Genomic DNA, 12,640 nt, shown 5'->3' on the forward strand with positions numbered 1-12,640 from the left:
TCAGGGTGCGGCGTCCGGGTCGCGGTCCCGGGCTGCGCGAAGGACGTCGTCCAGGTCGCGGAGGCGTTCGAGTTGCTTGACGGCGCGGGCGGTGCGGTAGTTGTGCGCCAGCCGTTCGCGGTGGCGGTGGACGAACTCCCAGTAGCCGGCGGTGAAGGGGCAGGCCCGCTCACCGGTGCGTTCGGTGGGCCGGTAGGCGCAGGGGCCGCACAGGTCGCTCATGGTGTTGATGTAGGCGCCCCCGGACGCGTAGGGCTTGGTGGTGATGCGGCCGCCGTCGGCGTACTGCGACATGCCGATGACGTTGGTGAGCATCACCCAGTCGTAGCCGTCCACGAAGCAGCGGTGGAACCAGTCGGTCACCGCCGCCGGGTCCCAGCCGCGCTGGAGGGCGAAGTTGCCCAGGATCATCAGCCGGGGGATGTGGTGCACCCAGCCCCGGTCGCGGACCTGCGCCAGGGTGGTCGACAGGCAGCGCGCCCGGACGGCCCCGGCGTCCAGGGAGGCGAACCACTCCGGCAGCGGCGCGCGGTGCCCCAGGGCGTTGGACTCCCGGTAGCGGGGCCCGAAGTGCCAGTAGAGGTTCCACATGTACTCGCGCCACCCGGCGACCTGCCGGATGTAGCCCTCGACGGAGTTCAGCGGCGCCTTCCCCGAGCGGTAGGCGTCCTCGGCGGCCTCGACGCACTCGGCGGGGTCGAGCAGCCCCAGGTTGAGCGAGGCGGACAGCAGGCTGTGGCTCATGGCCCAGTCCTCCGCCAGGACCGCGTCCTCCCAGCGGCCGAAGGTGGACAGGCGCTTGTCCACGAAGGCGCGCAGGGCACGCTTGGCCTCGGTGCGGTCGGCGGGGAACAGCCGCGGCCCGTCCCGTCCGACGAACGCGACCTCGCCGTTCCGCTCCCAGCGGTCCAGATCGGCCCTGACCTGCTCGTCGATCTCGTCTTCGCGCGGCCGGTAGGGGGCCGGGACCGGCAGTTTCGCCTCGCCTTTGGGCGGGGGCTCGCGGTTGTCCTTGTCGAGGTTCCACTGCCCGCCTGCGGGCTGGTCGCCGTCCATCAGCAGGTCGTGGTCCTGGCGCACGTGCCGGTAGAAGCTCTCCATCCGCAATTGCCCGCCGCCAGAGGACTCCGCCCACCGGGCGAACTCCTCCGGCTGGACGAGGAACCCGCGCGGCGGCAGCACCTCCGCCTGCCGGAGGCCCTGCACGAAGCGGAGGGCCGCGTGGGACGTCGGGTGGTGGACGGTCACCGGGGCGTCGCCCACGGCTTGGGCCAAGCCGTCGCGGTAGGTCTCGGCCTTGACGTAGCGGACCCGGTCGCCGAGTTCGGCCGCGCGGTGCCGCATCGCGGACAGCACCAGATGCGCCTTGGCGCGGTGGAAGCGGCGCCGCCGGAAGACCGACCGCGACTCGATCATCACGATCTCGGCGTCCGGGCGCAGGAAGCGCGGGCCCAGCTGGTCCCCGAACAGCCAGTGGAATCCGGTGTCTGAGTGAGCCACGCGGATCCTCCCCCTGGACGCCTGGACTCCCGCTCAGTGTGGCGCACGGCCCGCCGCGGGCGAAGGCGGCGCGCGACCGCACCCGCCCTTTACCGGCAGGGCCGACTCACGAAGGTCCGGCGACCCGCGGACCTTCGTCCCTAATCGGACGAATGGCCTGCTGTACAGGCTGTTTCACATGAAGGCGGACGAGAGAATCGCGACCGAGACCCTGCGTCGGCTCTGCTCCGGAGGGCCGGTGACATCGGTCTACTTCAACCTGACCACGCCTCCCGGGGAGGAGGACGCCGCGCTGCGCCGGGAGCTGACGGCCAAGCGGCTGCGGGCGCAGGGCGCGGACGAGGCCGTCGTCGACGCGCTGGACCGGCTGATCGCCCGGGCGGAACCGGGATCCGGCGCGGTCGCCGTCTTCGCGGTCGACGGCGAGCCGGAGCCCACGGTGGTCGAGATGCCGGGCGCCCGGCCGCGCGACCTCGCCGTCCACGCGCCGCTGCCGTGCCTGGTGCCGCTGCTGGCGTGGCTCCAGGAGCGCCCGCCGTACGTGCTGACCCTCGTCGACCGCAAGGGCGCCGACATCGAGACCTACCGGGGCGGGACGGCGACCGCGACCACGAGGACGATCGACGGCCCGGACGACGAGATCGTGCGCAACGCTCCCGGCGGCTGGTCCCAGATGCGCCACCAGCACCGCGCCGAGGACTCCTGGGAGCACAACGCGACCATGGTGGCGCACGCGCTCGCGGACGATCTGGCCGATTCCGGTGCGCGCGTGCTGCTCCTCGGCGGCGACGTGCGCGCCATGCAGTACCTCACCAAGCACCTCCCCGAAGGCGTCCGCCAAGAGGTGACCGTGGGCCACGTCTCCGGCGGACGGGGACGGGACGGCGCGTGGCAGCACCGCAAGCAGCAGGTCCGGGAGCAGGTGAGCGAATGGGCGGACGAGGAGACCCGCAAGCTGCTGAAGCGGCTGGACGAGGGGCGGGGCCCGTCCGGTCTGGCAGTCGAGGGCGCGGTCCAGACCCTGCGGGCGCTCGCCCGCGGGCAGGTCGGCACGCTGCTGGTGGCCGACGACCCCGCCGACCGGCGGACGGCCTGGTTCGGCCCCGCGCCGACGCAGGTGTCCGACCGGCGCACGTCCCTCGTCGCGTCGGGCGCGACCCCGGTGGTGCGCGGCCCGCTGGCCGACGTCGCCGTCCGCGCCGCCCTGCTGACCGGGGCCGAGGTGCACGTCCTGGAGCCCGGGACGCCCGGCGGTCCCTCGCAGGGCCTCGGAGCCCTGTGCCGCTATGCCTGAAAGCCCGTTATGCCAGGAGATCCGCGGCGCGCTCGCGAGGCCGCAGGACACCGCGCCGGTCCGGACGTGGGCGCGGCCCGCCGCCGCGCCCCGGAGGGGGATGTGAGGGAGCGGAGGCCATGCGCGTCAACGACGAGGTCGGCGCCCTGCTGGACGAGTACGCCGACCTGCTGGCGATCACCGGCGGCGAGGCGTTCAAGGTGCGGGTGTACCAGAAGGCGGCGCGCTCGGTGGCGGGCGACCCGGTGGACCTCGCGGGCCTGGACGCCGCCGGGCTGCGGGGCATCCCGAACGTGGGCAAGTCGATCGCGGCGAAGATCGACGAGTACCTGACCACCGGGAGCATCCACGAGCTGGAGGAGCTGCGGGCGCAGATCCCGGTGGGCGTCCGGCAGCTGACGCTCGTGCCCACGCTCGGCCCGAAGAAGGCGATGGTGCTCTACCACGAGCGCGGCATCGACTCCGTGGAGGCGCTGGCCGGCGCCCTCGACACCGGTCGGCTGCACGGCCTGCCCGGCTTCGGCGCCAAGACCGAGGAGAACCTGCGGCACGGGATCGAGATCCTGCACAAGGCGGGGCAGCGCGTGCCGCTCGGGACCGCGATGGAGCTCGCCGAGGCCATCGTGGCCGAGCTGTCGGCGGTCGCCGGATGCGAGCGCTGCGCGTTCGCCGGGTCCCTGCGGCGCATGAAGGACACGGTCGGCGACATCGACGTGCTGGCCACGTCCGACCGCCCGGACGCGCTGATGAGGTCCTTCGTCGGCCTGGCCCTGGCCGAGCAGGTCATCGCGGCCGGGGACACCAAGACCTCGATCCGCACCGGCGCCGGCCTCCAGGTGGACCTGCGGGTGGTGCCGCCCGAGGACTGGGGCGCGGCCCTGCAGTACTTCACCGGGTCCCGGGCGCACAACATCCGCACCCGGGAGATCGCCGTCCACGCCGGGCTCAAGCTGTCGGAGTACGGGCTGTTCGACGTCGGGACCGGGGCCAAGCTCGTGTCGGCCGCGGAGGACGAGGTGTACGCCAGGCTCGGGCTGCCGTGGATCCCGCCCCCGCTGCGCGAGGACGCCGGGGAGATCGAGGCGGCCATGCGCGGGGAGCTGCCCGTCCTGGTCGCCGAGGCCGACATCCGGGGCGACCTGCACACCCACACCGACCTGTCGGACGGCCTGGCGAGCCTGCCGGACATGGTCGCCGCCGCCGCGTCCCGCGGGTACTCCTACTACGCCGTCACCGACCACGCGCCCGGCCTGGCCATGCAGCGGATGACCGACGAGAAGATGCTGGCCCAGCGCGAGGAGGTCCGCGCGCTGGACGGCCGCCACGGCGGCATGCGGGTGCTGCACGGCACCGAGCTCAACATCGACCCCGACGGCGGCGTGGACTGGCCCGCCGACTTCCTGGCCGGGTTCGACGTGTGCCTCGCCTCCGTCCACTCCCACTTCGACCAGCCGAGCGAGCAGATGACGCGGCGGCTGGTGCGCGCCTGCGAGAACCCGTTCGTCGCCGTCCTCGCCCATCCCACCGCCCGGCAGATCGGCCGGCGCCCGCCGGTCGAGGCCGACTGGGACGAGGTCTTCGCCGCCTGCGCCCGCACCGGCACCGTACTGGAGGTCGACGCGTCCCCGGAGCGGCTCGACCTGCCCGCCGAGCACATCCGCCGCGCCAGACGCCACGGCGTCAGGTTCGCCGTCGACACCGACGCCCACGCCGTCCCCCACCTGGCCCATCTGCGCTACGGGATCGGCACCGCGCAGCGCGGCTGGCTCACCCCGGACGAGGTCGTCAACACCTGGCCCGCCGGCCGGCTGATCGACTTCCTGCGGGCGAAGCGGTAGCCGCACCGACGCCCGGACCTGCGGAAACGCTCCACCACCTGGGGACCTTCGTCCCTGCCGCCCCGCGCTCGGACGGTCGCACGCTGGAAGCGTCCGTGTTCACCGAGACCGCTCTGGAGCCGTTGAGATGACGTTCACAGGGATACATGGGCTGGACAAGAGCATCGACACCACCAACCGGTGGATCGCCGATATGGCCGCCGCGTTCGGCACCGAGGACCGCAGGTTCGCCTACCGGGTGCTGCGCGCCTGGATGCATACGCTGCGCGACCGGCTGACCGTCGACGCCGCCGCGCACCTCGCCGCCCAGCTGCCGGAACTGCTGCGCGGGGTGTACTACGACGGGTGGAGCCCCCGGCACGTGCCGCGCAAGTACGACCTGCGCGAGGTCACCGTCCACTACGCCGAGGAGGCGCGCATCGGGCGCGACGACGTGCCGAAGACGATCGCGGTCGTCACGGAGGTCGTGTCCTCCGAGATCGCCCCGGGAGCCGTGGACCAGGCGGTGTGGCAGCTGCCCGAGGAGCTCCGCAAGCTGTTCCTGCCGGGCGGCGAGCCCGCGGGGCGCGGCCGGCCCGCGGAACGACCCCCGGAGCGGGCGGCAGCGAGGAGTCCCGAGAGCGCCCCCAGAGCCGTCATGTGAGGCGCCGCCGGGCCGGGGCGCCCACCGAGACCGTGGCGCCCCGGCCCGTGCCAGGGGCGCCGGATCAGCGCATGTAGGCGAGGAACCAGTCCCTGGCGTGGGCGGTGACGGCCTCCAGGGCGCCCGGCTCCTCGAACAGGTGGGTGGCCCCCGGCACGACGGTCAGCTGGTTCTGGCAGCGCAGGCGCTCCTGCGCGCGCCGGTTGAGGCCGAGCACCTGCCGGTCCTCGCCGCCGACGAGCAGCAGCGTGGGGGCCCGGACGTCGCCGAGGCGGCGGTCGGCCAGGTCCGGGCGCCCGCCGCGCGAGACGACGGCGGCGATGTCGGCGCCGGGCTCCGCGGCGGCCCACAGCGCCGCCGCCGCACCCGTGCTCGCCCCGAAGTAGCCGACGCGGACGCCGGCGGTCTCCGGCCGCCCCCGCAGCCAGGCGGTGGCGGCGACGAGCCGGTCGGCCAGCAGGCCGATGTCGAAGACGTTGCCGCGGTCGAGCTCCTCCCGGGTGGTCAGCAGGTCGAACAGCAGCGTGCCGAGCCCGGCCCGGTTGAGCCCGGCGGCGACCTGCCTGTTCCGCGGGCTGTGCCGGCTGCTGCCGCTGCCGTGCGCGAACGCCACGACGCCGGTGGCCTGGGCGGGGACGGTGAGGTGCCCGGTGAGCTCGACGAAGCCGCCGTCGATCCACACCTCCTCGTCCAGGGCCGGGGGGCCGGGCGGATCCTTGCGGAGGCCGGCGCCAGGAGGATCGGGTGGATCGTCCCCGGGCCGGCCGGCGGGACCGCCGCGGCCGGGCCCGGCAGGACCGCGCCGGGCATGGCTCGACGCCATCGCGGCGCGCTCCAGCAGCTCGACCACCTCGGCGTCCGACGTCTGGCCGAACTCCTGGTACCACTGGCCGACGGCGAAGAACAGCTCCGGCTCCTGCAGGCACACCACCTCGTCGGCGACCCGGCGCAGGTCCGCCATCGTGTCGGGAGAGCCGACCGGCACCGCAAGGACCACGCGGCGCGCGCCGTGGGCGCGGGCGACCTGGCAGGCGGCCCGCGCGGTCGCGCCGGTGGCCACGCCGTCGTCGACGACGACGGCCGTGCGGTCGCGGAGCTCCACCCGGGGCATGCCGCGGCGGAACCGCTCGACCCGGGCCTCCAGCTCGGCCTCCTCGCGCCGCTGCGCCGCGGCGAGGTCGGACTCGCCGAGCCCCGTGTGGCGGACGATCTCCTCGTTGACGATCAGCACGCCGTCCTCGCCGATGGCGCCCATGGCCAGCTCCGGCTGGAAGGGGACGCCCAGCTTGCGGACGACGATCACGTCCAGCGGCGCCCGCAGCTCCCGGGCGACCTCGAACGCGACGGGCACCCCGCCGCGCGGCAGCCCCAGCACGACGACGTCCTCGGCCCGCAGGCCGCCCAGCCGCCCGGCCAGGCGCCGTCCTGCATCGGCCCGATCGGCGAACTCCATCACCCTCACCTCCCCGGTCCGGACGAGGGCACCACCGCCACCGGGCAGCGGGCCTCCTGGAGCGCGACCTGAGGCACCGGCCCCAGGAGCATCTGCGGCAGCGAGCCGATCCCTCGGGCGCCCACCGCCAGCATCGCCGCGCCGTGGGAGGCGCTGACCAGGGCCCGCCGCGGAGCGTCCAGGACGAACTTGGTCTCGACCAGCACCTCGGGCCGCTCGGTCCGCCAGGGCGCGACGGCCTGCTCGAACCGCGCGATCGCCTCGTGCCTGATCGCCTGCGGGTCGATGAAGGGGACCCGGTCCGGCCCGGGAAGCGCGGCCGGGTCCCACCAGCTGCACAGCGCCGTCACCGGGCCGTGGTGCAGCGCCGCCTCCTCGACGGCGAAGCCGAGCGCCGCGTCGCCGGCCGCCGAGCCGTCCACGCCGACCACGATCCGGCCGCCGTCCAGCCGCTCGGCCGAACGGACGACGACGACCGGGCAGGCGGCCTGCGCGGCCACCTGGACCGCGGTGGAACCCACCGGAAGGCCGTCGAACCCGCCCTGCCCCCGCGCACCGAGCACGACCATGACGGCGCCCTCGGACGCCTTCAGGAGCGAGCCCGCGGCCGACCCCCGCTCAAGGCACCAGCGCACCTCCAGGCCCTCGGCGAGGGCACGCGCCTTGCGCACGCCCTCGTCGGCCACGATCGCGCCCTCGCTGCGGAGGATCTCCAGGGTCTCCTTGTCCGGCGGGCGCGCTGGATAGGGCCAGTGCCACACATGGCAGACGGTGAGGGCGAGGCCGCGCAGCCGGGCCTCGTCCACCGCCCATCGGAGCGCCTGCTCGGCGGCGGGTGACCCGTCGTATCCGACCAGGACGGACCGCATCTTCCCGTGATCGTCCATCGGCCGCCTCCCCTCCTCTACCGCGAGGGTGTTTCCATCCTCACCGAACGGAAACTGCCCAGGTAGAAGCCGTTTCGGAGGTCGCCATGGCGGCGCGCTGGGAGTTCTGGATCGATCGCGGCGGCACGTTCACCGACGTGGTCGCCCGGCGGCCGGACGGCGCGCTCGTCACCCACAAGCTCCTGTCCGAGGACAGGGACCGCTACCGGGACGCGGCCGTCGCCGGGATCAGGCACCTGCTCGGGGTCGCGCCCGGCGAGCGCATCCCGGCGGAGGACATCGCGGGCGTGCGGCTCGGCACGACGGTGGCGACGAACGCCCTGCTCGAACGCACGGGCGAGCCGACCGTCCTGGTCATCACCGAGGGCTTCCGCGACGCGCTGCGGATCGCCTACCAGAACCGCCCGCGCATCTTCGCCCGCGAGATCGTGCTGCCGGAGCTGCTCTACGCGCGGGTGATCGAGGCGAGGGAGCGCGTCGACGCGCGGGGGCGGGTCGTCGTCCCGCTCGACGAGGACGCGGTCGAGCGCGAGCTGCGCGCGGCGTACGACGACGGGTTCCGCTCGGTCGCGATCGTGACCATGCACGCCTACCGGCATCCCGTCCACGAGGCCGCCATCGGGCGGATCGCGCGCCGCACCGGCTTCCCCCAGGTCTCGGAGTCGCACGCGACCAGCCCGCTGATGAAGCTGGTCTCGCGCGGCGACACCACCGTCGTCGACGCCTACCTCTCGCCGATCCTGCGCCGGTACGTGGACGAGGTGTCCGGCGAGCTGGACGGCGCGCCGATCATGTTCATGCAGTCCAGCGGCGGCCTCACCGAGGCGCACGGGTTCCGCGGCAAGGACTCGATCCTGTCCGGGCCGGCGGGCGGCATCGTGGGCATGGCGCGCACGTCCGCCGCCGCGGGCTTCCGGCGCGTCATCGGGTTCGACATGGGCGGGACGTCCACCGACGTCTCGCACTACGCGGGCGAGTTCGAGCGCCAGTACGAGACGCAGGTGGCGGGGGTGCGGATGCGGGCGCCGATGCTGAGCATCCACACCGTCGCGGCCGGCGGCGGATCGGTGCTGCGCTTCGACGGCGGCCGGTACCGGGTGGGCCCCGACTCCGCCGGCGCCGACCCCGGCCCGGCCTGCTACCGGCGCGGCGGCCCGCTCACCGTCACCGACGCCAACGTGATGCTGGGACGGATCAGGCCCGACCACTTCCCGCACGTCTTCGGCCCGGACGGCGACCAGCCCCTGGACGCCGCGGTCGTCCGGGACCGCTTCGCCGCCCTGGCGGACGGGATCGGCGACGGCCGCCCGCCCGAGGAGGTCGCGGCCGGGTTCCTGCGCATCGCGGTGGCGAACATGGCCAACGCGATCAAGAAGATCTCCGTCCAGCGCGGCTACGACGTGACCGGCTACGTGCTCGCCACCTTCGGCGGCGCGGGCGGGCAGCACGCGTGCGCGGTCGCCGACGCGCTCGGCATGCGGCAGGTGCTGATCCATCCGCTGGCGGGGGTGCTGTCGGCGTACGGGATGGGGCTGGCCGACGTCACGGCCATGCGGGAGTGCGCGGTGGAGGCCCCGCTGGCCGAGGACCTGCTGCCCGAGCTGGACGCGGTCCTGGACAGGCTGGAGCGCGACGCGCGCGACGAGCTGCGGGACGAGGGGATGGACGCGAGGCAGGTCGTGCACCGCGCCCACCTGCGTTACGCGGGCACCGACACCGCCCTGCTGGTCGAGGCCGGCGACGTGGAGGCGATGGTCGCCGAGTTCGAGGGGATCTACCAGCGGCGCTTCTCCTTCCTCATGCGGGACAAGCAGATCGTCGTGGAGGCCGTGTCGGTGGAGGCGGTGTCGTCCGGGGCGGCGTCGGCGGAGTCGGTCCCGGCAGAAGCGGTGTCGGCAGGCGCCGCGGCAGGTGGGCCGGGCGACAGGAGTCGCGAAGGCCCGGCCGCGGTGGCGCGCGTCCCGATGCACGTCGACGGCGACTGGCGCGACGTCGAACTGTACCGGCGGGACCTGCTGCGGCCCGGCGACACCGTGCCGGGCCCGGCGGTCATCGCGGAGGCCAACGCCACGACCGTCGTCGACCCGGGCTGGCGGGCGACGGTGAACGACCTCGGCCACCTCCTCCTCGACCGGGTGGCGGCCCGGCCCGGCGGGCACGCCGTCGGCACCGAGGCCGACCCCGTCATGCTGGAGATCTTCAACAACCTGTTCATGTCGATCGCCGAGCAGATGGGCGTCCGGCTCCAGAGCACGGCGCACTCGGTCAACATCAAGGAGCGCCTCGACTTCTCCTGCGCGATCTTCGACGCGGGCGGCGAGCTCATCGCCAACGCGCCGCACATCCCCGTGCACCTCGGCTCGATGGGGGCGTCCATCAAGGAGCTCATCAGGCGGCGGCGGGCCACCGGGGGCATGCGGCCGGGCGAGGTGTACGCGCTCAACGACCCCTACCACGGGGGCACCCACCTGCCCGACGTCACCGTGGTCACCCCGGTCTTCCTCGGGGACGTCGAGTCCGGGGCGGCGCAGAACAGCACCACAGGGGACGGCGCCGCCGACATCTCGTTCTTCGTCGCGTCCCGGGGCCACCACGCCGAGATCGGCGGCATCACGCCGGGGTCCATGCCGGCGTTCAGCCGGCGCGTCGAGGAGGAGGGCGTCCTGATCGACAACTGGCTCCTGGTCGAGGGCGGCAGGCTCCGGGAGGCCGAGACGGTCGAGCTGCTGGGCTCGGCGCTCCACCCGTCCCGCAACCCGCTCGACAACCTCGCCGACCTGCGCGCCCAGATCGCCGCCAACGAGAAGGGCGTCGGCGAGCTGCGCGACATGGTGCGCCACTTCGGGCTGGACGTCGTGCACGCCTACATGCGCCACGTCCAGGACAACGCGGAGGAGGCCGTCCGCCAGGTGATCACGGCGCTGCGCGACGGCTCCTACGCCTACGAGCTCGACAACGGCGCGGTCATCAGGGTCGCGGTCCGGGTCGACCGCCGCGCCCGGACGGCGGAGATCGACTTCACCGGCACCTCGCCCCAGTCGGCCGGCAACTTCAACGCGCCGTCGTCGGTGGCGATGGCGGCGGTGCTGTACGTGTTCCGCACGCTGGTCGACGAGGACATCCCGCTCAACGCGGGCTGCCTCACCCCGCTCCACGTGAAGATCCCGCCGGGCTCGATGCTCGCGCCCGAGTACCCGGCGGCCGTGGCCGCGGGCAACGTCGAGACGTCCCAGGCCGTGACCGGAGCCCTGTACGCCGCGCTGGGCGTGATGGCGGAGGGCTCCGGGACGATGAACAACGTCACCTTCGGCAACGAGCGCCACCAGTACTACGAGACGGTGGCCAGCGGCTCCGGCGCCGGGGACGGCTTCGACGGCGCCGACGTCGTCCAGACGCACATGACCAACTCCCGGCTCACCGATCCCGAGGTGCTGGAGTGGCGCTACCCCGTCCTGCTGGAGAGCTTCGAGATCCGGCGCGGGAGCGGCGGGCCGGGCCGCCGGCATGGTGGCGACGGCGGCCGGCGCCGCATCCGCTTCCTCGAACCGATGACGGTGACCACGCTGTCGGGCCACCGGCGCGTCCCGCCGTACGGGATGGCGGGGGGCGGGCCCGGCACGGCGGGACGGCAGTGGGTGGAGCGCGCCGACGGCTCCGTGACGCCGATGGAGGGCTGCGACTCGCTGCCCGTCGGCATCGGAGACGTCTTCGTCATCGAGACGCCCGGCGGCGGCGGCTACGGCGCGGTGTGAGCCCCCTTCCGGGTGGTGTCCGGGCAGTACTCGGCGGTCACCGCCTGCTCGGTGAGCCGGACCTGGTTGACGGCGTCGGTGGTGAAGACGAACGACATGGAGTGCCGCCCGCCTCGCGTGCTGCCCGTCCAGGTCTCCCAGCCGTCCAGGGTGCCGCCGTTGCCGTACGCCTTCACGCCGCAGGGCGTGGTGGCGATGACCGCCCCGAGTCCGTAGCGGAACATGTCGCTGCCGGGGTAGGGCTGCGATCCGGGGACGGGTCGGAGCATCGCCCGCAGGAGCCGATCGGGCAGGAGCCGTCCGCCGAGCAGGGCGGAGTCGAAGCGGTCGAGGTCTCCGACCGTGGAGATCATGTCGCCGGACGCGCGCGCGAAGGTGATGTTGACCTCGGTGGTGTCCCTCAGCTCCGCCGGGTCGTCCGCCACGGGCGTGTATCCGTGCAGGTGCGGGCCGCGGATCCGCGGGTCCGTGCCGGGGAAGTAGGTGCTGCGCAGGTGCAGCGGCCGGATGATCCGCTTGTTGATCTCGTGGACGTAGCTCCGGCCGGTGACGCTCCGGATGACCAGGCCGAGCAGCACGTAGTCGGTGTCGGAGTAGCGCCACGAGGTGCCGGGCGGGAAGTAGGGCGGGTACTCCACCCCCGCCTCCGCCAGTTCGCGCAGGGTGAAGTCGTGCCGCGGGTCGGTGACGGCGATCTCCTCGATCCGGGGGTTGTCGGTGTAGTCGGCGACGCCGCTGGTGTGGTTGAGCAGCATCCGCATCGTGATCTTGTCGGGCTCGTACCCGTTGCCCTCGACGACGCCGGGGATCACGTTGGCGACGGTGTCGTCCAGGCGCAGCCTCCCTTCGGCGACGAGCTGCAGGACCACCGTCGCCACGAAGAGCTTGGTGATGCTGCCGACCCGGTACTTCATGTACGCCCGCGGCGGACGCCCAGTCGTGACGTCGGCGACCCCGCTGGAGAGGTTCAAAGTCCGGTGCGGCGTGCGCGACTGGGCGAGCGCGCCCGGGGCGCCCTCCCGTACGGCCTCGTCCAGGACGGCTTGCAGCGCCTTCCCAGATCCGCCGCCGCCGTTCTCGTGCGGTCGCTGGCCGGCCGCCGCCGCGCTACCGGCGGTGTTCACCGCGACGGCAAGGGCCAAGGCGGCGGAGGCGATGCCCCCGGCGCGCGTGCATGTCCTCAGAGTCATCATGTTGCCACTCCCTCAGATCAGGTGAATGCCAAGGTCGGTGCCGGAGACGTCCTCGTCATCGGGACACCCGGCGGCGGTCG

8 protein-coding genes are annotated in these 12,640 nt (G+C 73.8%); 4 read left to right on the forward strand and 4 right to left on the reverse strand.

All coding sequences use genetic code 11. The annotated features are described in order from the left end of the window. Positions 1-1,500, reverse strand: coding sequence for a cryptochrome/photolyase family protein (locus tag ABWI07_RS16225; RefSeq protein WP_353819020.1), 1,500 nt, complete (start codon positions 1,498-1,500; stop codon positions 1-3). A 238-nt stretch (positions 1,501-1,738) separates the two neighbouring features. On the opposite strand from ABWI07_RS16225, the gene ABWI07_RS16230 reads away from it, so the two are divergent. From ABWI07_RS16230 to ABWI07_RS16240, 3 genes are all read left to right on the forward strand, one after another. Next, on the forward strand, positions 1,739-2,794 hold the full coding sequence (locus tag ABWI07_RS16230) for a baeRF2 domain-containing protein (protein ID WP_353819021.1): 1,056 nt from the start codon (positions 1,739-1,741) through the stop codon (positions 2,792-2,794). A gap of 119 nt (positions 2,795-2,913) precedes the next feature. Next, positions 2,914-4,632: a DNA polymerase/3'-5' exonuclease PolX gene (gene polX, locus ABWI07_RS16235; protein ID WP_353819022.1), complete on the forward strand. Its 1,719-nt coding sequence runs from the start codon at positions 2,914-2,916 to the stop codon at positions 4,630-4,632. 127 nt (positions 4,633-4,759) lie between these two features. Continuing rightward, entirely contained in the window at positions 4,760-5,275 is a 516-nt protein-coding gene (locus ABWI07_RS16240) for a DUF2267 domain-containing protein (RefSeq protein WP_353819023.1), read from the forward strand. A gap of 64 nt (positions 5,276-5,339) precedes the next feature. Here the strand turns inward: ABWI07_RS16240 and ABWI07_RS16245 are convergent, their stop codons facing one another. Beyond that, positions 5,340-6,728 carry a phosphoribosyltransferase family protein gene (locus tag ABWI07_RS16245; protein ID WP_353819024.1) on the reverse strand — a complete coding sequence of 463 codons (1,389 nt, stop codon included), beginning with the start codon at positions 6,726-6,728 and terminating at the stop codon, positions 5,340-5,342. A 5-nt stretch (positions 6,729-6,733) separates the two neighbouring features. Continuing rightward, positions 6,734-7,615 carry a universal stress protein gene (locus tag ABWI07_RS16250; RefSeq protein ID WP_149259923.1) on the reverse strand — a complete coding sequence of 294 codons (882 nt, stop codon included), beginning with the start codon at positions 7,613-7,615 and terminating at the stop codon, positions 6,734-6,736. 86 nt (positions 7,616-7,701) lie between these two features. On the opposite strand from ABWI07_RS16250, the gene ABWI07_RS16255 reads away from it, so the two are divergent. After that, complete coding sequence (locus ABWI07_RS16255; RefSeq protein ID WP_353819025.1) at positions 7,702-11,367, forward strand: hydantoinase B/oxoprolinase family protein; 3,666 nt, start codon at positions 7,702-7,704, stop codon at positions 11,365-11,367. Here ABWI07_RS16255 and ABWI07_RS16260 read toward each other — a convergent pair. Further along, positions 11,352-12,560 carry a serine hydrolase domain-containing protein gene (locus ABWI07_RS16260; protein ID WP_353819026.1) on the reverse strand — a complete coding sequence of 403 codons (1,209 nt, stop codon included), beginning with the start codon at positions 12,558-12,560 and terminating at the stop codon, positions 11,352-11,354. The two genes, ABWI07_RS16255 and ABWI07_RS16260, sit on opposite strands and share 16 nt — an antisense overlap. Positions 12,561-12,640 lie beyond the last annotated feature (80 nt).

Source organism: Actinomadura sp. NPDC000600 (assembly GCF_040492135.1).
Lineage (GTDB): Bacteria > Actinomycetota > Actinomycetes > Streptosporangiales > Streptosporangiaceae > Spirillospora.